At 72.6% G+C, this 18335-nt stretch carries 22 protein-coding genes and 1 pseudogene; 8 read left to right on the plus strand and 15 right to left on the minus strand.

Features of this window, described 5'->3' with window-relative positions:
• The first annotated feature begins 162 nt into the window (after window positions 1–162).
• A complete protein-coding gene (locus E3Z34_RS15625; protein ID WP_134774936.1) occupies window positions 163–2046 on the plus strand; it encodes an acyl-CoA dehydrogenase in 1884 nt (627 codons plus the stop codon).
• Between the two features lie 12 nt (window positions 2047–2058).
• On the opposite strand, the gene E3Z34_RS15630 is transcribed toward E3Z34_RS15625, so the two are convergent.
• The 4 genes from E3Z34_RS15630 to E3Z34_RS15645 are packed head-to-tail and all read right to left on the minus strand — an operon-like array spanning window position 2059 to window position 5705.
• Entirely contained in the window at window positions 2059–2577 is a 519-nt protein-coding gene (locus E3Z34_RS15630; protein ID WP_238695220.1) for a GtrA family protein, read from the minus strand.
• A 23-nt stretch (window positions 2578–2600) separates the two neighbouring features.
• Window positions 2601–2837, minus strand: coding sequence for a DUF6458 family protein (locus tag E3Z34_RS15635; protein ID WP_134774346.1), 237 nt, complete (start codon window positions 2835–2837; stop codon window positions 2601–2603).
• A gap of 49 nt (window positions 2838–2886) precedes the next feature.
• Window positions 2887–3732: a carbon-nitrogen family hydrolase gene (locus tag E3Z34_RS15640; RefSeq protein WP_134774347.1), complete on the minus strand. Its 846-nt coding sequence runs from the start codon at window positions 3730–3732 to the stop codon at window positions 2887–2889.
• A complete protein-coding gene (locus tag E3Z34_RS15645) occupies window positions 3729–5705 on the minus strand; it encodes a bifunctional copper resistance protein CopD/cytochrome c oxidase assembly protein (protein ID WP_134774348.1) in 1977 nt (658 codons plus the stop codon). Before E3Z34_RS15645 ends, E3Z34_RS15640 begins: the two co-directional genes overlap by 4 nt.
• A gap of 168 nt (window positions 5706–5873) precedes the next feature.
• On the opposite strand from E3Z34_RS15645, the gene E3Z34_RS15650 reads away from it, so the two are divergent.
• From E3Z34_RS15650 to E3Z34_RS15660, 3 genes are all read left to right on the plus strand, one after another.
• A complete protein-coding gene (locus E3Z34_RS15650) occupies window positions 5874–6398 on the plus strand; it encodes a hypothetical protein (protein WP_134774349.1) in 525 nt (174 codons plus the stop codon).
• Between the two features lie 63 nt (window positions 6399–6461).
• Complete coding sequence (locus E3Z34_RS15655) at window positions 6462–7367, plus strand: maleylpyruvate isomerase family mycothiol-dependent enzyme (RefSeq protein ID WP_134774350.1); 906 nt, start codon at window positions 6462–6464, stop codon at window positions 7365–7367.
• An 8-nt stretch (window positions 7368–7375) separates the two neighbouring features.
• Complete coding sequence (locus E3Z34_RS15660; RefSeq protein WP_134774351.1) at window positions 7376–8200, plus strand: patatin-like phospholipase family protein; 825 nt, start codon at window positions 7376–7378, stop codon at window positions 8198–8200.
• On the opposite strand, the gene E3Z34_RS15665 is transcribed toward E3Z34_RS15660, so the two are convergent.
• Window positions 8172–8636, minus strand: coding sequence for a hypothetical protein (locus E3Z34_RS15665; RefSeq protein ID WP_134774352.1), 465 nt, complete (start codon window positions 8634–8636; stop codon window positions 8172–8174). The two genes, E3Z34_RS15660 and E3Z34_RS15665, sit on opposite strands and share 29 nt — an antisense overlap.
• A 107-nt stretch (window positions 8637–8743) precedes the next feature.
• Between E3Z34_RS15665 and E3Z34_RS15670 the strand changes: the two genes are divergently transcribed.
• Window positions 8744–9250: a GNAT family N-acetyltransferase gene (locus tag E3Z34_RS15670; RefSeq protein WP_238695221.1), complete on the plus strand. Its 507-nt coding sequence runs from the start codon at window positions 8744–8746 to the stop codon at window positions 9248–9250.
• Window positions 9251–9288: 38 nt separating this feature from the next.
• Window positions 9289–9999 carry a B3/B4 domain-containing protein gene (locus E3Z34_RS15675; RefSeq protein WP_134774353.1) on the plus strand — a complete coding sequence of 237 codons (711 nt, stop codon included), beginning with the start codon at window positions 9289–9291 and terminating at the stop codon, window positions 9997–9999.
• A 27-nt stretch (window positions 10000–10026) separates the two neighbouring features.
• Here E3Z34_RS15675 and mgrA read toward each other — a convergent pair whose 3' ends face one another.
• From mgrA to E3Z34_RS15705, 6 genes are all read right to left on the minus strand, one after another.
• On the minus strand, window positions 10027–11043 hold the full coding sequence (gene mgrA / locus E3Z34_RS15680) for an L-glyceraldehyde 3-phosphate reductase (protein ID WP_238695517.1): 1017 nt from the start codon (window positions 11041–11043) through the stop codon (window positions 10027–10029).
• Window positions 11044–11229: 186 nt separating this feature from the next.
• Window positions 11230–11742, minus strand: a complete 513-nt coding sequence (locus E3Z34_RS15685; RefSeq protein ID WP_134774355.1) for a hypothetical protein — start codon at window positions 11740–11742, stop codon at window positions 11230–11232.
• Between the two features lies 1 nt (window position 11743).
• The gene (locus E3Z34_RS15690; protein ID WP_134774356.1) at window positions 11744–11950 is read right to left on the minus strand and encodes a helix-turn-helix transcriptional regulator; all 207 of its coding nucleotides are present in this window, start codon (window positions 11948–11950) and stop codon (window positions 11744–11746) included.
• 190 nt (window positions 11951–12140) lie between these two features.
• A complete protein-coding gene (locus E3Z34_RS15695) occupies window positions 12141–12476 on the minus strand; it encodes a TfoX/Sxy family protein (RefSeq protein ID WP_134774357.1) in 336 nt (111 codons plus the stop codon).
• Window positions 12477–12616: 140 nt separating this feature from the next.
• Window positions 12617–12955 carry a hypothetical protein gene (locus tag E3Z34_RS15700; RefSeq protein WP_134774358.1) on the minus strand — a complete coding sequence of 113 codons (339 nt, stop codon included), beginning with the start codon at window positions 12953–12955 and terminating at the stop codon, window positions 12617–12619.
• An 83-nt stretch (window positions 12956–13038) separates the two neighbouring features.
• Window positions 13039–13461: a VOC family protein gene (locus E3Z34_RS15705; RefSeq protein ID WP_238695222.1), complete on the minus strand. Its 423-nt coding sequence runs from the start codon at window positions 13459–13461 to the stop codon at window positions 13039–13041.
• Window positions 13462–13686: 225 nt separating this feature from the next.
• Here E3Z34_RS15705 and E3Z34_RS15710 point away from each other — a divergent pair, with 225 nt between their 5' ends.
• Together E3Z34_RS15710 and E3Z34_RS15715 are read left to right on the plus strand one after the other, a co-directional pair.
• On the plus strand, window positions 13687–14418 hold the full coding sequence (locus E3Z34_RS15710; RefSeq protein ID WP_134774359.1) for a M50 family metallopeptidase: 732 nt from the start codon (window positions 13687–13689) through the stop codon (window positions 14416–14418).
• Window positions 14415–15047 (plus strand): rhomboid family intramembrane serine protease, encoded by a 633-nt coding sequence (locus E3Z34_RS15715; RefSeq protein WP_134774360.1) that lies wholly within the window; start codon window positions 14415–14417, stop codon window positions 15045–15047. Before E3Z34_RS15710 ends, E3Z34_RS15715 begins: the two co-directional genes overlap by 4 nt.
• A gap of 57 nt (window positions 15048–15104) precedes the next feature.
• On the opposite strand, the gene E3Z34_RS19575 is transcribed toward E3Z34_RS15715, so the two are convergent.
• From E3Z34_RS19575 to E3Z34_RS15730, 4 genes and pseudogenes are all read right to left on the minus strand, one after another.
• Window positions 15105–15227 carry a hypothetical protein gene (locus E3Z34_RS19575; protein WP_275106665.1) on the minus strand — a complete coding sequence of 41 codons (123 nt, stop codon included), beginning with the start codon at window positions 15225–15227 and terminating at the stop codon, window positions 15105–15107.
• Window positions 15228–15275: 48 nt separating this feature from the next.
• Complete coding sequence (locus E3Z34_RS15720; RefSeq protein WP_134774361.1) at window positions 15276–15695, minus strand: hypothetical protein; 420 nt, start codon at window positions 15693–15695, stop codon at window positions 15276–15278.
• A gap of 98 nt (window positions 15696–15793) precedes the next feature.
• Window positions 15794–17266, minus strand: coding sequence for a dihydrolipoamide acetyltransferase family protein (locus tag E3Z34_RS15725; RefSeq protein WP_134774362.1), 1473 nt, complete (start codon window positions 17264–17266; stop codon window positions 15794–15796).
• Between the two features lie 27 nt (window positions 17267–17293).
• A pseudogene (locus E3Z34_RS15730) lies at window positions 17294–18323 on the minus strand (alpha-ketoacid dehydrogenase subunit beta).
• Between the last annotated feature and the right edge of the window lie 12 nt (window positions 18324–18335).

Genomic DNA, 18335 nt, shown 5'->3' on the forward strand with positions numbered 1-18335 from the left:
GCGTCCGGTCGGGTCGAGTCGGGCGACCCCTGTGGACAACCGTCACGAACGCGCGTCCGGAGTGGCAGGAACGCGCGTCCGGTCGGGGAAAGGGGGGCGTTACACTACTGACAGGAAACTGATACCGTGAGTATCGGGTACAGCATCGAGAGAGGGGCCACCGTGGGTCACTACCGCAGCAACGTCCGCGACACCGAGTTCATGCTCTTCGACGTCCTGCAGCGCCAGGACCTCCTGGGTCGCGCTCCCTACGACGAGATCGATCTCGAGACGGCCCGGGCGGCGCTCCACCAGGTCGCCGAGCTCGCGGAGGGGCCGATCGCGGCCAGCTTCGCCGAGGCCGACCGCGAGCCCCCGGTGCTCGACCCCGCGACCGGCACGGTCACCATGCCGCAGAGCTTCGTCGACTCCTACCAGGCCTGGGTGGACAACGAGTGGTGGCGGCTGGAGGTCGACGCCGGCCTCGGCGGCACCCCCGCCCCACCGAGCCTGACCTGGGCGATGAACGAGCTCGTCCTCGGCGCCAACCCGGCCGTCAAGATGTTCGCCGCCGGCTTCACCTTTGCCAACGTGCTGCACCGCCTCGGCACCCCCGAGCAGCAGCAGCTCGCCCAGCACATGATCGACAAGCACTGGGGCGCCACGATGGTCCTCACCGAGCCCGACGCCGGGTCCGACGTCGGCGCCGGCCGCGCGAAGGCCGTCAAGGCCGGCGACGGGACCTGGCACCTCACCGGGGTCAAGCGCTTCATCACCAGCGGCGTCGCCCCCTTCTACGACAACGTCGTCCACTTCGTCCTGGCCCGCCCCGAGGGCGCCGGCCCCGGCACGAAGGGCCTGTCGCTCTTCGTCGTCAGCGACCGGCACATCACCGACCTGGAGACCGGGGAGCTCGGCGAGCGCAACGGCGTCCAGGTCGCCAATATCGAGCACAAGATGGGCCTCAAGGTCTCGACCACCTGCGAGCTGCGCTTCGGCGAGGACCCCGACAACCCCGCCGTCGGGACCCTCCTGGGCGAGGCCCACGACGGCATCGCGCAGATGTTCCGCATCATCGAGCACGCGCGGATGCTCGTCGGCACCAAGGCCATCGCGACCCTGTCCACCGGCTACCTCAACGCCCTCGACTACGCCAAGGAGCGCGTCCAGGGCGCCGACCTCACGCAGATGACCGACAAGACGGCCCCGCGCGTGACCATCACCCACCACCCCGACGTGCGGCGCTCGCTCATGCTGCAGAAGGCCTACGCCGAGGGCCTGCGCGCGCTCATGCTCTGGACCGCCAGCTTCCAGGACACCGTCCACAGCGCCCAGGACCTCGCCGGCACCGACGACCTCGCCGAGGTCGACGACCGTGGGGCCGACCTAGCCGCGCGCGTCAACGACCTGCTCCTGCCGCTGGTCAAGGGCTGCGGCTCCGAGCGCGCCTTCACCCTCCTCGGCACCGAGTCTCTGCAGACCTTCGGCGGCTCCGGCTTCCTCCAGGACTACCCGATCGAGCAGTACGTCCGCGACGCCAAGATCGACTCCCTCTACGAGGGCACCACGGCCATCCAGGGCATGGACTTCTTCTTCCGCAAGATCGTCCGCGACCAGGGGCAGGCGCTCGGGTATGTCGCGCAGCAGGTGATGCGCACCGTCTCGGCCCGGGCGGACGACGGCCTGGACGAGACCCGCGACGCGGTCGGTCGGGCGCTGGGCGAGGTCCAGCAGATGGTGGAGTTCCTCACCGGCAGGGCGATCGCCTCCCGGTCCGAGCCGGAGCAGGTGTATGCCGTGGGCCTGGGCACCACCCGTCTGCTGCTGGCGGCCGGTGACCTCGTCATCGGCTGGCTGCTCCTGCGCCAGGCCGAGGTGGCGGCGCGACTGCTGGCCTCCGGGCAGCCCGGCGTGAGCGGGGCCGGTGCGCACCCGGCCTACCTGCAGGGCAAGATTGCGGCGGCGAGGTTCTTCGCCACCGAGGTCCTCCCGCGGCTGGGCGCCGACCGCCGCACGATCACCGCGGTCGACCTGGGCCTGATGGAGCTCGCCGAGGACGCCTTCTGAGCCCGGCCCCGGTCAGGCGTAGCGCTTGATGCGGAAGACGAAGAACCGCATCATCAGGTACATGTAGACGGCTTCGAAGGCACCGGCGATCAGCCGGGCCCCGATCCCCGGCACGCCCTGCCACTCCAGCAGGGACGCCAGCCCGAGGATGAAGAGGGCGTAGTTGGTCAGGACCGTGAGCACGTAGCGTCCGGTCTGCCGACCCACCGGGCCGTGCGACTGGAAGTTCAGCCACCGGTTGAGCACGAACGCCAGGCCGAACGCGATGACGTAGCCCACCGTCACCGCCACGGGGTAGAGCACCCCCAGGACGCTGTCGAGGACGTAGAGGATCGTCAGGTCGACGGCATACGTGAAGCTGCTGATCGCCGCGAAGCCGATCGCCGTCTCCGGCACCAGCCGCGCCAGCCAGGCCGGCAGGGCGCCGTGAAACCGCAGCCGCGCCCGGGCGAAGCGGTCGGCCGCGGTCGCGCCGGTGGGCGCGGCCGGCACGGCGGAGGCTCCCGACCCCCGGCCTCCGGGGTCAGGCACGGGCGAGAGGCGCGGAGCGTCGATCAGTAGCCGTCACGGTGACGGACGTCGCGCTCCTCGTTGCGGTCGATGACCTCACGGTGGGTGGTGTTGGTGCGCTGGGTGTTCATGACCAGGCCGAGGATGAGCGAGAGCACGCCGGCGGCCATGAGGATGTAGCCGATGGTGTTGAGGTTGACGAAGTCGACGGCGTCCGGCTGGATGCCGAAGCTGAGGATCGCGCCGGTGACGAGCAGGAAGATGCCGAGGCCAATGCCCATGGTGGTGTGCCTTTCGGTAGGAATCGACCCCCAGCGTAACGTCGAGGTCTCACAACCGCCGGTCAGCGAGCACGGGGAAGTCGGTCCGCGCCCGCTCCACCTGACCGGTGTCGATCTCCACCGACAGCACCTCCTGGTCGGTGCCGGCCTCGGCCAGCACCGTGCCCCACGGGTCGACGACGGCGCTGCGTCCGCCCATCTCGATCCCGGCGTGGGTGCCCGCGGTGTTGCAGGCGAGCACGAAGCACTGGTTCTCCACCGCCCGGGCCCGCAGCAGCAGCCGCCACGCCTCGACGCGCGGGGCCGGCCACGCGGCGGGGACGAGGAAGAGCTCGGCGCCGAGGTCGAGCTGGGCGCGGTAGAGCTCGGGGAAGCGCAGGTCGTAGCACGTCGACAGCCCCACGGTCAGGGCGTCGGCGGGGGCGGGGAGATCGGTGACGACCAGCTCGGTCCCGGCCTCCATCAGGCGCGGCTCGCCGGAGCCGAAGCCGAAGCGGTGGATCTTGCGGTAGCGCGCGCACGGCCGGCCCTGCGGGTCCAGCACGACCGAGGTGTTCCACAGATGCCGCCCCTCCGCCCCGGGTCGCTCGGTGCGTTCCACGACGGACCCGGTATGCAGCACCGCCCCGATCTCCCGGGTCGCCTCGGCCAGGGGGGCCAGGGCGGGCGGCAGCTCCGGGTCCTCCGGCAGCCCGGGCTCGTCGGGCCAGAGCACCTGGGCCCGGTCCTGCCAGTCCGCGGCCGCGAAGCCTCCGGCGCTCCACAGCTCGGGGAGCACGACCAGGTCGTGCCCGGCCCCGGCGGTGCGGACCAGGTCGGCCGCGCGCTGGGCCCGTGCGGCGACCGGCTCGTCGGCCCCCTCGCCGTAGGCGAGCTGGAGAAGGGCGATCCTCATCGGCGGCTCCGTTCGTCGAGGGCCTGCAGGCGGGCGTTGTAGGCGGCGAGCTCGGCGTCGTCGTCCCGGTCGGCCTGCCGGTCCAGCCGGGCGCTCTCCCGCTCGTCGCGGCGCATCCAGTCCATCACGATCATGAGGACGACGACCACCGTGGGGATCTCGCCGATCCCCCAGGCGATCGCGCCGCCGAGCTGCTGGTCGACGAGTAGGTCGTCGACCCACGGCACGTCGAGGGTCTTGAAGAAGGCCGGGGCCAGCAGCCAGGTGCCCTGCATCAGCGCCAGCCCGAAGAAGGCGTGGGCGGCGAGGGTGCCGATGGCGACGAGCACCCGCATCGGCGGCTCCCACTTGGGCGGCCCCGGGTCCTGGCCCACGAGGGCCCAGACGAAGGCGAAGCCGGTCAGGCTGAAGTGCACGATCATGGCGACGTGCCCCACGTGGGTCGTCAGCGCCCACTCCAGCAGCCCGGTCCAGTAGAAGACGATGAGGCTGAGGAAGAAGTTTGCCCCGGCCACGAGCGGGTTGACCACGAAGCGGGCCCAGCCGGAGTGCACCACCGCCACGAGCACCTCGCGGGGGCCCAGCGTGCGGTCCTTGCGGGCCGGCAGGCTGCGGTAGGCCAGGGTGATCGCCTGGGCGGGGACGAGGAAGACCGGCACCGCCATCATCAGCCCCATGTGCATGACCATGTGGTGGGAGAAGGCGACCCGGCCGTAGACGGCGGGCGCGCCGGAGGTGACGTAGACGAAGACCGCCCAGCCGATCCCCCACAGCAGCAGCCGCCACCAGGGCCACCGGTCGCCGCGGCGGTGCAGGCGCACCATGCCGGCGGCATACAGGCCCACCGCGAGCACTGCGGCGAGAAGGAAGAGCCAGTTGACCGCCCACGTGTCCAGCAGCCGTGCGGCCTCGAAGGGCGGGGGCGTGGGGTAGCCGGTGAGGGCGTAGGCCGGGTCGGCGGCGTCCACCCCCTCCTGCGGCGGCGGGGGCGTGCGGGACAGCGCGGCGCCGAGGCCGATCGCGGAGCCCATGAGCAGTGCCTCGAGACCGGCCAGCCGGGCGAAGGCGCCCGCGGTGTCCACCCCGCGCGCCACCATCGCGCGACGCTGGCGGTAGCCGAGGATCCCGAGCACGAGCAGGACCGCGACCTTGGCCCAGATGATCCGCCAGTAGGGCGAGGTGAGGTCGGCCAGGTCGTCGGCGGTGCCGAGCGAGAAGAGCAGGCCCGAGAACCCGACGGCCACGAAGCTCCACAGCGCCAGGGTCGAGAAGCGACGCACCGTGTCGGCCAGCGCGGTGCCCCGCCCGATCACGGGGAGCAGGAGCGCGATCGCCAGCAGCCCGCCGACCCACACGCTGATCCCGACGAGGTGCAGCCCCAGGGCGGTCACCGCGGTCTCGTGACCGGCGTCGCCGCTGGAGTGACCGCCGAAGGCGAGCGGGGTGGTCGCGACCAGCGCCAGCAAGCTCGCCCAGGCCAGGGCCCCACGGGTCCGGGCGACCGCGGCCAGCGGCACGAGCGCCGAGACGAGCAGCACCTCCAGGGCCCGCAGCCGCATCAGCTCCAGGCCCCAGGTGTTGGCGAGCAGCTGCTCGACATACCCGACCGTCCCGGGCTGCAGCCCGGCCAGGTCGCCGAACCCCAGGACGAGGATCCCCGCCGCGCTGAGCGCCCACAACCCCGCGGCCAGCGCCGCCAGCCGCCCGGCCGTCGCCCGCCGCCGCGTGGTCGGCCCCTCGCGCACGAGGAACGCCGCGACCACGAGCAGCCCCACCGTCAGGGCCATCGCCACGTGGTGGACCACCTTAAGGAGGACCAGACCCCACCGCACGAGCGGCCCGGCGTCGCCGATGACGACCGGGGCGACCGCCCCGCTCAGCGCGGCCACCGGCACCCCGACCACGACCGCCGCCAGCACGGCCGCCACCGGCGTCGCCCAGGCGAGGGGGGGTCGGGACTCGGTGGTGGGCATGCCTCCCATGCTAGGCGGCGCCCCGGTCGGCACCTCACCGGATCATGAGGCAAGATAGAGAGGTTGCCGTACGACGAAGGCGCCGGTGCGGGGTGGCGCTTTCCGACCCTCTCCGCGCGCGCCCGTCGTCCCACGAACGGCAGCTGACGATCACAAGGAGAAGACAACATGCGACGCACCATCACCACCGTGACCGCGCTCGTGGCGGCGGTCGGCCTGGCCGCCTGTTCGCCCGAGACCGAGTCCGAGACGGCCACCGAGGACACCGCCACGGTCGAGGAGACCACGGAGGCCGCCGAGGAGGCCGCCACCTCCGACGACGCGGCCATGACGTCCGAGGGGGCCTCGGCCGGCATGGACGACCCGGTCTGCGAGGAGTTCTTCATGGGCCAGGGCCAGCCGCTCGCCGAGCGCGCCGGCACCACCCGTGACCTGCTGGAGACCGGCGACCCGCTGGACCCGGTGTCCTACTCCGAGCTGAGCCTGCTGCAGAGCCGGATCGACATGCTCGGCGAGGAGGCCTCCGCCGACCAGGCCGGGCTGCTGGAGCGGGTCAACGCCCCGTTCACCGAGGTCGTCGACGCGGTCGTGGCCGACAACGCCCGGATGGAGGAGGAGATCACGATCCCCGAGGTCGACGTGACGGACTCCGCCGCCGCCCAGGACGAGCTCGAGGCCGCCTGCGCCGGCTGACGCACCACCTCGAGGCCGCCCACCGCCCGCGCGGTGGGCGGCGTCGCGCACTACGGTGGGTGCATGGTCGTGCACCCTCCCCCGCCCGCTGACGTCCCGTCGTTCATCGAGGCCTACCGCGAGGTGCTGGGCACCTTCGTCGGCACCTGCGACGGGTTGCGCGAGGCCGAGTGGGACCTGCCCACCTCCTGCCCCGGGTGGACGGTCAAGGACCATGTGGCCCACGTCGTGCACGTCGAGTCGGTCCTGGCCGGCCTCGCCCACCCGGCCGAGGGCCACACCGGCGACCTGGAGATCCGCGTCGGCAGCCCGGAGCACGTGCGCCACAGCTTCGCCGTGTGGATGGAGGAGGGGGTCCGCGCCCGCGAGGACCTGAGCGGCCCGGAGCTGGTGCAGGCGCTGCGCGAGGTCGCGGAGATCCGGCTGGCGGCGCTCTACGACCCCGACCTCGAGATGGACACGCCCGTCCCCTCGGTCCGCGGCCGGCAGGACCCCTTCGGGGACGTCATGGCGCTGCGGGTCGCGGACATCTGGGTCCACGGCCAGGACATCCGCGCCGTGGTCGACCGTCCGGGCGCCCTGGAGAGCCCCGGCGCGGCCGTCTTCACGAGCTACGTCCTGTCCACCGTCCCCGACGTGGTCCTCGGCCTGGACCCGGTGCCCGCGCCGGGCACCGTCGTCATCCTGGAGAGCACCGGCCCGGTCACCGGCCGCGCGGGCGTGCGCATCGGGACCGACGCCGACGGCGCCCCCTGCGCCCACGAGCTCTTCACCGGCCACACCAGCGCCGAGGACGACACCCCGGACGTCGACGAGTCCCCCGACGCGGTCACCACGATCCAGCTGTCCACGCACGAGCTGACCCGCCGCGCGGCGGGGCGGCAGACCGCGGACGAGACGGCATACCACGTGCAGGGTGACGAGGAGCTCGCGAGCCGGGTGCTCGGCGCCCTCGACGTCACCCCCTGAGCCCGCCCGTGCCCGCCGCGCTGGAGACCAACGCCCTGGGGCTGGCCCTCGGCGGCGGCGGGGCGAGGGGCCTGTGCCACATCGGGGTATGGCGCGTCCTGGCCGAGCTCGGCGTGCGCCCCGACCTGGTGTCGGGGACGAGCATGGGCGGCCTGGTCGGGGCCTTCCTCGCCGCCGGCTACAGCGCGGACGAGATGGAGGAGATCGCGCGCGGCGTCGGCTGGATGCGGATGATCGACTGGGGGCTGTCCGGGCGGCTGCTGTCGACGAAGAGCTACCGCGCCTGGCTGGCCGAGCATCTCCCTGAGACCTTCGAGGAGCTGGAGCTGCCGCTCATCCTCACGACGACCGACGTCGTCGACGGGCAGGTCCACTACCTGCGCACGGGCGACCTGCACACCGCCATCCGCGCCACGACGGCCTACCCCGGCGTGGTCGAGCCGGTGCCGGTCGGCGACGCGATCTTCGTCGACGGCGGCATCCTCAACCAGATCCCCGTCGACGGCGCGCTCTTCCTCGGCGCCCGCCGGGTCATCGCCGTCAACGCCACCGCGCTGGAGCCGCTCGAGCGCCCGCAGAACATCGAGAAGGTCCTGCGCCGCCGCCCCGTCACCGGCGCCTTCAAGGAGGCCATGCGCGCGATCGACGTCATGCAGACCCAGCTGACGATGGCGCGGCTGTCGCTCTACCGCCCCGACGTGCTCATCGACCCGGCCATCGAGGGCGTCGACCTCCAGGACTTCCACAAGTCGGCCGAGGCGATCGCCGCGGGCGAGACCGCCACCCGCGAGGCCGGCGACCGGATCACCCGGCTGGTCGGCTCGTCCCCGTAATCCTGCTCGCGTCCCCGTGTGCGCGCCTATCGCGCTCCCGTGCCGGCCCCCGCGAGAAGATCCAGAGCCCCGCCACGAAGGCCGCCATCACCAGCAACGCCGTACCCGCCACCCAGAGCCCGGGCTCCCACTGCACGGTCAGCTCCAGGACGACCCCGACGGCGGCGATCACCAGCGCGACCTGTCCCGCGAGGCGGGTCGCCCGGAACTGCGCCATCCGCTCCGCGTGGTCCGCCTCGCTCCCGGTCACCAGCCGCGCGGCCGGGGTGAGCCGACGCGTCACCGAGTGCAGCACCCCGTAGCCCAGGAAGAAGAGCGCCCCGAACACCGCGACCTTCGTGTTGCCCCGGGACAGCCCGACGACGAGGACGACCAGCGCGCCCAGGGTGGTCAGCGCCGTGAAGAGGCGGTCCTGGAGTCGGGGTCGGGCGGCCATGGACCCCAGGGTATGCCGTCCCCTCCTCCGCCCGACCGCGCGCCACCCTCGGACCCCCGAGGCAAGGCTGTGCACGTCATGCACCTTCCCTAGCTAGGCTCGGTCGGGTGAACCCTGAACCCCGCCTGCGACCCCTGCGAGCCGAGGAGAGCGACCTGCTCTTCGAGGCCTCGATGGGCACGATCAACTGGCCGGGCCCGCGCTTCACCGAGGCGGAGGCGCGCGCCATCCCCGAGATCGCGCACTACTGGGACTTCCGGCCCGAGCGCGGAGACCTGGGCGTGGTCGCCGAGACCGCGGGGGCGGGCGGCATACCCCTCGTCGTGGGTGTGACCTGGCTGCTCTTCTTCCCCGAGGACGACCCCGGCTACGGCTTCGTGGCCGCGGACGTCCCGGAGTATGGGGTGTGGGTGCGGGAGGGCTGGCGCGGCGCCGGCCTGGGCCGACGCCTGACCGAGGCGGTGATCGCCGAGGCGCGGGCCCGGGGGCTGCGGGCCATCTCGCTGTCCGTCGAAGACAGCAACCCCTCCCACCACCTCTACCGGTCGCTGGGGTGGGAGCCGGTGCCGGGCGGGGAGGCGGACGGGGTCATGCTACTGCCGTTGGACGGGTGAGCGTCCGGCCCAGCTGCTCCCGCTGGAAGGATAACCGCATGCCCACGCTCGACGACGTCCTCGCCGCCGCCACCATCAACCCCGCCGTCGTCGAGCTGGCGCCGGACTACCGCGTGCTGCTGCTCGCCGTCTCCGGGATCACTCCCGGGCCGAGCGACGCACGGAGTGAGGAGGCGCTGATCGCGGCCGAAGATGCTGCCCGCGCGGCGATGGGCGAGGGGAAGGTCGAGGACCTGCCGAAGGTCGCGTCGTGGCGGGCGGCCTACCGCGCCTTCGGGGCCAAGCCGCAGCGCACCCGGCACAGCCTGGAGGCCCTGCTGCGCCGGGTCGACGGCGGGCTCCCGCGGGTCAACCGGCTGACCGACCTCTACAACGCGGTCTCGGTCCGGCACCAGATCCCGCTCGGCGGGGAGGACCTGGACCGCTACGTCGGCCCGCCGCGGCTCGTGCGCGCCACCGGCGAGGAGGCCTTCGAGACCACCGCCTCCGGTGGGCCCGTCGTCGAGCATCCCGAGGTCGGGGAGGTCGTCTGGCGCGACGACGCCGGCGTCACCTGCCGCCGGTGGAACTGGCGCCAGACCACCCGCACGGCCCTGACCGAGGAGACGACCACGGCGCTGTTCATCCTGGACGCGCTCGACCCGCTCACCAACGTCGAGCTCGAGGCGGCCGCCGACGAGCTGGTCGAGCACCTGCGAGCGCTCGGCCCGGAGCTGACCGTGGCGCGGCGGCTGGTCACCGCGGGCTGACGCCCTCGGGCGCTGCGGCCCCGGGCCTCAGCCCTGGTCGGCCCGCCCGTCGCTCTCCCGCGCGGTCTGCCACAGGTCGATCCCGCTGTCGACGGCGTGCTCATCGATCCGGGCCAGCTCCTCGTCGCTGAACTCCGCGGCCTCCAGCGCGCCGAGGCTGTCGAGGACCTGCTCGGGCCGGCTGGCGCCGACGAGCACGGAGGTCACCTCCGGTCGGCGCAGCACCCAGGCGAGCGCCATCTGGGCCAGCGTCTGGCCGCGCTCCCGGGCGATCCCGTCCAGCGCCCGCACGTGCTCCAGCGCCTCGTCGGTGAGCAGCTCGGCCGCCAGCGACTTGTCCTGGGTGGCGCGCGAGCCCTCGGGGACGCCGTCGAGGTACTTGTCGGTGAGCATCCCCTGCGCCAGCGGCGAGAAGGCGATGCACCCGACGCCGAGGTCGTCGAGGGTGTCGAGCAGCCCCTCGGTCTCGACCCAGCGGTTGAGCATCGAGTAGGACGGCTGGTGGATGAGCATCGGGGTGCCCAGGTCAGCGAGGATGCTCGCCGCCTCGCGCGTGCGCTCCGGGGAGTAGGACGAGACGCCCACGTAGAGCGCGCGGCCGGTGCGGACGATGTGGTCCAGCGCGGCCATCGTCTCCTCCAGCGGCGTCCGGGGGTCGGGCCGGTGGTGGTAGAAGATGTCGACGTAGTCCAGCCCCATCCGGGCGAGGGACTGGTCGAGGCTGGCGATGAGGTACTTCCGCGAGCCGCCGATGTCGCCGTACGGGCCCGGCCACATGTCCCAGCCGGCCTTGCTGGAGATCACCAGCTCGTCGCGAAGCCCGGCGAAGTCGGTGCGCAGGTGCTGCCCGAAGTTGCGCTCGGCCGAGCCGTAGGGCGGGCCGTAGTTGTTGGCGAGGTCGAAGTGGGTGACGCCGTGGTCGAACGCGGTGCGCAGGATGTCGCGCTGGCGCTCCAGCGGCACGTCGTCCCCGAAGTTGTGCCACAGCCCGAGGCTGACGGCCGGGAGGTCCAGGCCGGAGCGTCCGGTGCGGCGGTACTGCATACGGTCGTAGCGGTCGGGCGCAGGGAAGGTGCTCACCCCTCGATGATGCCGCACGCGCCGGTGCCGGCCGACCCCCTGGGGGTCGGCCGGCACCGGTGGTCACCTGTCGCTCGCGCGTCCTGGGGCGAGGCATGCGGCTCGCCCCAGGTGGCCGCCCCCTCGGCTCGGACGGCTGGCCGCCTCGGCTCAGGCGTTCTCGAGCCTGGCCAGCTTGCGCTCCACGGCGCGGGCCTGCTGCTCGCCCCCGAGGTAGTTCAGCCCGAAGAAGACGACGAACCCGGCGACGAGGCTGAGCAGGGCGCCCACGACCAGGCCCGTCGTGCCCTGCAGCGCCGCGGGCAGCTCGCCCATGCCCTGCGCGTCGCCCAGCAGCAGGCCGCCGACGCTGAGCACCGCCAGCGCGACCGAGAACAGGCCGGCGTCCAGCGCGTAGGACCGGCGGCGCACCGCCTTCTCCTCCGGCGTGGGGCCGGTGGGCAGCTCGTGGCCCAGGACCGACCGCGGCGCCTCGGCGCCGAACATGCGGTTGAACAGCCAGAAGAGGCCACCGGAGCCGAGGAGCACGATGATCGCGCCGGTGTTGGTGACCTCCTCGTCCTGGAGGTAGTCCCAGACCAGCACGCCCAGCGCGCCCAGGCAGACCACCATCAGGGTGATCATCGCGGCCCGGCCGGCATTCAGCTCTTGGCGCTCGTCCATGTCAGTTGTTCTCGCTTTCGTCCCAGAAGAGGTGGTTCAGATCGGTGTCGAGGGCCCTGCAGATGTCGATGCAGAGCCGGAGGGTGGGGTTGTGGGAGCCGGCCTCGATCAGCGAGATCGTCTGCCGGGAGGCGCCGACCGCCTTGGCCAGGTCGGCCTGGGTGAGGTCCTTGGCGACCCGGGCCAGCTTCATCCGCTGGTTGGCCATCGACTCACCCCGTGTCGCTCTTGGTTGTCATGATGTCAGTTATATGCGACATCGTGACGCGTATGCAAGACATTGAGGCAGGTTTCTTTTTCTGCAGGGCCGCTGCGGCGGATGGGATCGTCGGTCTACCTGCCGCGCGTCCGGGCCGCCATGGCGAACCCCGCCTGGACGAGCGGCCTCTGCCCGGCTTCTAGACCTTCGGCGGCAGGGTGCGGGCGTGCGCGACGGCGCCGCGGACGAGCTCGGCGAGCGCGCCGTCGTCGTCGGTCAGCGTGTGCTCGACATCCAGCCACCCGGTCATCGGTCGGCCGCGCATGACGGTCTGTGCGACGCCCTCCCGCCGCAGCCGACGCTCCTCGGTCTCGTCGTCCGCGCGGACCATCAGGAGGTCGCGGCCGCTGACGGCGAGCGCCATCCGCCCGTCCGCGAGGAAGGCCAGCCCGCCGAACATCGCCTTCTCGGTGATCCCGTCCTCCCCCGCCAGGACGTCCCGGACGCGCTGCGCGAACCCCTCGTCGTACGCCATGGGGCCGAGTATGCCGTGCGCACGGCTGCGCCCGCTGCCCTGGCAGCGGGCGCAGAGTGAGAGAGAGGAACGGAGATCGGTCAGGTAGGTGGGGGCACGGAGATCGGCCGGGAGGTAGCGGCGCGCTCGCCAGTAGCGGCTCAGACGTCGGTGCTCGCGGTCTGCGCCTTCCACGGGTTGAGGGTGGCGGCCAGACCAACGATGAGGGTCACCGTGGTGACGCGGCCGAAGAGGCCGGCGAGCTCGGGGAGCTCCTGGAACCAGACCGACCGCTCGGTGAGGACGTAGAGGGCGACGATGAGCAGCGCCGCCGCGCCGAACCACAGGGTGCGCTTGACGGGGTGGTCGGGGCCGTCGGCCGGGGCGCCAGAAGGCTGGCCGGTGCCGGTGGCGACAGAGGTGGCGGACGGGGTGCTGGTGGCGAGGTTTTGGTCATGGCTCAACCCTCGCGCCGCGGGCACCCCCTCGACATCAGCCAAGGGTCTCAGCCCGCACACCGATGGTCTGCCTGCCCCGGCTGCGGGGGCATACCGAAGTCGGAGGGGGCCCGGCCCGGCCTGGCTCAGGCCGCGTTGGGGTCCGGCTGGTGGATGCCGAAGACGTTGTTCGCGGTGTCGTGGAAGTAGCCCTGCCAGGCCATCCCGGGCAGCGCGTACTTCGGCAGGGCCACCGTGCCGCCGGCCCGCTCGATGGTTTCGGCCATCGAGTCGTAGTCCTCGACGCCGATGGTGAACACCCCGCCCGCCACCGCGCCGCCGACCTCGGGGTCGGGCCCTTGGCGCTGCATGATGGCGCCGTCGATGCCCGGTGCGCCCTCCTCACCGGTGGTGGCGCCGTAGTACGGCATACCGGCGAAGCCGCTCCAGTCCTCGAACTGCCAGCCGAAGACCTCCCGGTAGAACTCGACCGCCCGCTCGACGTCGGCGGCGTGGATCTCGAAGTGGATGACGCGCATGGGCTGCTCCTGTCGTGGGGAGATCAGCATGGCACCGACCCCCGACAGACCACCACCACGTGTGAGTGCCGCTGGGGTTGACCATGACAGCGGAGGGCGGGGCGTCGGTGAAGACCTCAGCCGCGGGCACCCCCGACCGTCCGGTCACCCCGGACCGCCCGGGCACCCCGGACCGCCCGGGCACCCCCGACCGTCCGGTCCGTCGTGGGTGGCTCACCCAGTCCCGCCCCAGGTGGGGCTGGCAGGCTCAGGCCTGTGCTCGTCGACCTCTGGGGCCGCGCGACCTCCACGCAGCCGCCGCTGACGTGGCAGGTCAGCCTGCTCCTCGGCCTGATGGCGCTGGTCGTGACGTGGAGCCCGGTCGGCTACCGGCTGGTGCGCCACCTGGTCACGCTGGTCCACGAGGCCGGCCACGCGCTGGTGGCCGCACTGGTCGGGCGGCGGCTGACCGCGATCCGGCTGCACTCGGACACCTCCGGGGTGACCGTGTCGCGCGGGCGTCCCCGCGGCCCGGGGATGGTCGCGACGGTGCTGGCCGGCTACCCGGCGCCGGCGCTCGTCGGTCTCGCCGGGTCGCTCCTGCTCGGCCAGGGGTATGCCGCAGCCCTCCTCTGGGCCCTCGTCCTCACCTGCGCGCTGATGCTCCTGCTGGTCCGGAATCTCTACGGTCTGTGGGTGGTGCTCGTGACCGGGGCCGCCGTCGCGACCCTGTCCTGGACGGCGTCGCCGGAGGTGGTGAGCGGTGCGGCCTACCTCGTGGTGTGGGCCCTGCTCCTGGCCGCGCCGCGCTCGGTGGTGGAGCTCCAGCGCGAGCGCCGGCGTCGGCGGGGAGGCGGGAGCGACGCGGACCAGCTGGCGCGGCTGACCGGGGTGCCGGCCGTGGTGTGGGTCGGGGTGTTCTGGGTGGTGTGCGCGGCAGCGCTGGTCCTGGGCGGGACGCAGCTAGTCCCGGGCATCGCCACCGCCCTGGCAGGCTTGGCCCCATGAGCATCACCCAGCAGCCCGCTGGCCGACCGGCCCCGCGCCCGGACGCGCCCGCCTGGCTGCACCGCGTCATTCCCGTCCTGCTGCTGGTCGCTCTGATGTGGGTGAGCGAGGTGGTCGACCTGGTCATGCCGCTGGACCTGGACCGCTTCGGCATCCGCCCGCGCGACACCTCGCACCTGGCCGGGATCGTGCTCAGCCCGTTCCTGCACCTGGGCTTCGGGCACCTGCTGGCCAACACGGTCTCGCTGCTCGCCCTGGGCAGCCTGCTCGCGCTGTCGACCCGGCACCTGTGGCTGGTCACCGGCGGCGTGATCCTGCTCGGCGGGCTCGGGGTGTGGCTCCTCGGCGGGCCGGGCACCGTGCACATCGGGGCGAGCGGGGTGGTCTACGGGTATGCCGCGTTCCTCGCCGTCTACGGCTTCGTCGCCCGTCGCTTCGGGTCGGCGCTGGTGGGTGTGCTGGTGGTCGTGCTCTACGGCTCGATGCTGTGGGGCGTGCTGCCGCTGCGGGCCGGGGTGTCCTGGCAGGCACACCTCTTCGGGGCGCTCGCCGGCGTGGCGCTGGCGGTGTGGCTCGGCCGGCAGGACCGGGCCGAGCGTGCGGGACGGGTGGGCGTGCGGCGCAGGTGACGGGCTGAGTGCCCTGCAGCAGTCAGGCCTCGCACCCGGTCGCAGGCCCGGGGCCGCTCAGTCACAACCCGTGGCCACCTCCAGCGTGGCGTAGAGCTGCCGGGTCCGGTCGCCGGCCAGCCTTCCGAGCCGGTCGGTCAGGGCCTCGACGGCGACGTCGACGACCGCGTCCAGCTGCACGGGGCAGCTCCCCCCGGTCCGCCAGCTCGCGGCACCGGACGCAAGGGCCTAACCAGCCGGCTTCAGGCCGTGGCGCCGGACGAGTGCCAGGTAGAGCAGCGCCAACCCCGCACCGAGTGCGCCGTAGTGGGCGTCCACCACGTCCCGCGTGTTGGCCAGCGGCAGGAAGAGCTCGTAGCCGTAGTTGGCCGCGACGATGACCAGACCCACGACCACGACCTCACGGACCCCGGCGTCGTAGACCAGCCTGACCAGTCCGTAGAGCATCAGGACGAGGCAGGACAGGACGAGGTTGGAGGCGTGGCTGTAGAGCCCCGGGACCAGGGCCTCCACGTCCAGCAGCGGCGCGTCCGGGTGGTAGGCACCCACCCCGATGTTGGCCATGACGGCGAACAGCGCGAAGTAGACGACCCAGGCCCAGGGGCGCACCGTCCAGGACGTCTGCCGGACCGCGTCCCACCTGCTCATCTCCGCTGCACCAGCCACGGACACCAGCCCAGCTAGCCGTGCATCCGGTGCATTGCCTTGCCTGGGCCGACGCGACCCGCACCGGCCGCGCCCGCGCCTCAGCCCCAGACGAGCGCCCGGGCGGGGTCCTCCATGATCGCGGCGAGGTCGGCCAGGAAGCGTGAGCCGAGCTCACCGTCGATGAGGCGGTGGTCGAAGGAGACGGCGAGCTGGGTGACCCAGCGCGGCTCGATCCGTTCGTCGGCCCCGGTGCCCACGACCCACGGCTGGCGGCGGATCGCGCCGAAGGCGACGATCGCGGACTCGCCGGGGTTGATGATCGGGGTGCCGGTGTCGACGCCGAAAACCCCGACGTTGGTGATGGTAATCGTGCCGCCGGACTGGTCGGCCGGCTGCGTGCGCCCGGCCTTGGCGGTAGCCACGAGGTCCTGCAGGGCCTCGCCGAGCTGGCGCAGGTCCATCAGGTCGGCGTCCTTGATGTTCGGGACGATGAGGCCGCGCGGAGTGGCGGCGGCGATCCCGAGGTTGACGTAGTTGCGCCGCACGATCTGCTGCGCCTGCTCGTCCCAGGCGGCGTTGATGCCGGGGTTGCGGCGCACCGCGATCGTCATCGCCTTGGCCAGCACGAGCAGCGGGCTGACCTTGAGGTCGCTCACGCCGTAGGAACGGTCGCTCTTCAACCGCTCGACGAGCTCCATCGTCGCGGTCACGTCGACGGTGATGAACTCCGTGACGTGCGGGGCGGTGAACTTCGAGGAGACCATCGCCTGGGCCATCATCTTGGTGACGCCCTTGATGTCGGTGCGCTCCTCGCGCTCGCCGGAGCGGTCCATGACGGGCCGCTGGTATGCCGCCGCTCGGGGGGCTCCGGCCCCCGAGTCCCCCCCGGGAGCCGACGGCGCGGCGTCACCGGTGGCGGCGCCCTGCCCGGACGGGGCGGCGAGCTCGGCGGCGGCGTGCTGCGCGGACGGACTGGCGGCGCCCCCCGCGAGGTGGGCGTCGACGTCGGCGCGGGTGATGACGCCGTCGGCGCGGCTGGGGCTGACCTGGGTCAGGTCGACGCCCTTGTCCTTGGCGTACTTGCGCACCGGCGGGGTCGAGCGCACCTTGCGCGGCCCGACCGTCTCGGCCTCGGCCTCCGCCTGGGCCGTCCCGCGCCGGCGGCGACGCGTGGTGGAGCCCTCGATCGCGCCATACCCGACCAGCACGGCCTCGCGCTTGGTCTCCTGCGGGCTCTCCCCGCCCGCGGGCGGGGTCGGCACGAGGTTGTCCGAGGCGGCGGTCGCCTCGTCGGTGACCTCCTCCGGGCCGGTCGTGCCGCCCGCGCCCCCGCCGTCACCGGTGTCGATGACGATGATCGGCGTCCCGACCTCGACCTCGTCACCCTCCTGGGCGAGGATCTCGGTCACCGTGCCCTCCCACGGGATGGGCAGCTCGACCAGGGACTTCGCGGTCTCGACCTCGACGACGATGTCGTTGGTGCGCACGGTGTCGCCGACGGCGACCTTCCACTGGATGATGGTGGCCTCGACCAGGCCCTCGCCGGGGTCGGGAAGCTTGAACTCGGGCACGCTGGGCTCCTTCGAAAGACGTGCGGGTCAGTAGGCCATGAGGGTCTCGACGGCGTGCAGGACGCGGTCGAGGTCGGGGAGGAAGACCTCCTCGTGGCGGCTGGGCGGGTAGGGGATGTTGTAGCCGCCCACCCGCAGCACCGGCGCCTCGAGCGAGTAGAAGCAGTGCTCCTGCACGTGCGCTGCCAGCTCGGAGGTGATGCTGCTGAAGGTCTGCGCCTCGGACAGGACGATGCACCGGCCCGTGCGGCGGGACCGACTCCTCGATGACCTCGGTGTCCAGCGGCGAGAGCGAGCGCAGGTCGACGACCTCGATCGACGGGCCGTCCTCGAGCTCCGCCGCCTGCGCGGCGGCGAGCGCCACCTTGACCGACGGGCCGTAGGTGAGGACGGTGACGTCGGTGCCCTCCGCGCGCACGATGGCCTCGTCCAGGCGGTACGGCGCGTCCGCAAGGTCGGGCGTGGAGCCGGCGGCGCCCAGGTCGAGCACACCGCGCTCGTGGTAGCGCCGCTTGGGCTCGTAGAGGACGACGGGGTCGTCGCTGGCGATCGCCTGCTGCATCATCCAGTAGGCGTCCTCGGCGGTGGAGCAGGTCACGACCCGCAGCCCGGCGGTGTGGGTGAAGTAGGACTCGTTGGACTCGCTGTGGTGCTCGACCGCGCCGATCCCGCCGCCGTAGGGGATGCGGATGACCATCGGCAGCCTGAGCTTGCCGAGGGAGCGGTAGTGCATCTTGGCGACCTGGCTGACGATCTGGTCGAAGGCCGGGTAGACGAAGCCGTCGAACTGGATCTCGACGACGGGCCGGTAGCCGCGCAGGGCCAGGCCGACGGCGCTGCCCATGATCCCGGACTCGGCCAGCGGGGTGTCGACGACGCGGTCCTCGCCGAAGTCCTTCTGCAGGCCCTCGGTGATGCGGAAGACACCGCCGAGCTTGCCGATGTCCTCGCCCATGAGCAGGACCTTGGGGTCGCGCTCCATGGCGGCGCGCATGCCGGCGTTGAGGGCCTTGGCGATCGTGGTCCGCTGGGCGGTGGTGCTGGTCGACGCACTCATCAGGTATGCGGT

The organism is Ornithinimicrobium flavum, assembly GCF_004526345.1.
Classification (GTDB): Bacteria; Actinomycetota; Actinomycetes; order Actinomycetales; family Dermatophilaceae; genus Ornithinicoccus; species Ornithinicoccus flavus.

What these genes read in the sequence shown, in the direction of transcription:
- E3Z34_RS15720 (WP_134774361.1), bottom strand. Translation starts at nt 15,695, where the DNA reads ATGAGCAGGTGGGACGCGGTCCGGCAGACGTCCTGGACGGTGCGCCCC.
- E3Z34_RS15635 (WP_134774346.1), bottom strand. Translation starts at nt 2,837, where the DNA reads ATGGGCATTGGCCTCGGCATCTTCCTGCTCGTCACCGGCGCGATCCTC.
- E3Z34_RS15640 (WP_134774347.1), bottom strand. Translation starts at nt 3,732, where the DNA reads ATGAGGATCGCCCTTCTCCAGCTCGCCTACGGCGAGGGGGCCGACGAG.
- E3Z34_RS15665 (WP_134774352.1), bottom strand. Translation starts at nt 8,636, where the DNA reads ATGGCCGCCCGACCCCGACTCCAGGACCGCCTCTTCACGGCGCTGACC.
- E3Z34_RS15675 (WP_134774353.1), top strand. Translation starts at nt 9,289, where the DNA reads ATGCCCACGCTCGACGACGTCCTCGCCGCCGCCACCATCAACCCCGCC.
- E3Z34_RS15705 (WP_238695222.1), bottom strand. Translation starts at nt 13,461, where the DNA reads ATGCTGATCTCCCCACGACAGGAGCAGCCCATGCGCGTCATCCACTTC.
- E3Z34_RS15645 (WP_134774348.1), bottom strand. Translation starts at nt 5,705, where the DNA reads ATGCCCACCACCGAGTCCCGACCCCCCCTCGCCTGGGCGACGCCGGTG.
- E3Z34_RS15650 (WP_134774349.1), top strand. Translation starts at nt 5,874, where the DNA reads ATGCGACGCACCATCACCACCGTGACCGCGCTCGTGGCGGCGGTCGGC.
- E3Z34_RS15685 (WP_134774355.1), bottom strand. Translation starts at nt 11,742, where the DNA reads ATGGACGAGCGCCAAGAGCTGAATGCCGGCCGGGCCGCGATGATCACC.
- mgrA (WP_238695517.1), bottom strand. Translation starts at nt 11,043, where the DNA reads ATGCAGTACCGCCGCACCGGACGCTCCGGCCTGGACCTCCCGGCCGTC.
- E3Z34_RS15695 (WP_134774357.1), bottom strand. Translation starts at nt 12,476, where the DNA reads ATGGCGTACGACGAGGGGTTCGCGCAGCGCGTCCGGGACGTCCTGGCG.
- E3Z34_RS15715 (WP_134774360.1), top strand. Translation starts at nt 14,415, where the DNA reads ATGAGCATCACCCAGCAGCCCGCTGGCCGACCGGCCCCGCGCCCGGAC.
- E3Z34_RS15690 (WP_134774356.1), bottom strand. Translation starts at nt 11,950, where the DNA reads ATGGCCAACCAGCGGATGAAGCTGGCCCGGGTCGCCAAGGACCTCACC.
- E3Z34_RS15655 (WP_134774350.1), top strand. Translation starts at nt 6,462, where the DNA reads ATGGTCGTGCACCCTCCCCCGCCCGCTGACGTCCCGTCGTTCATCGAG.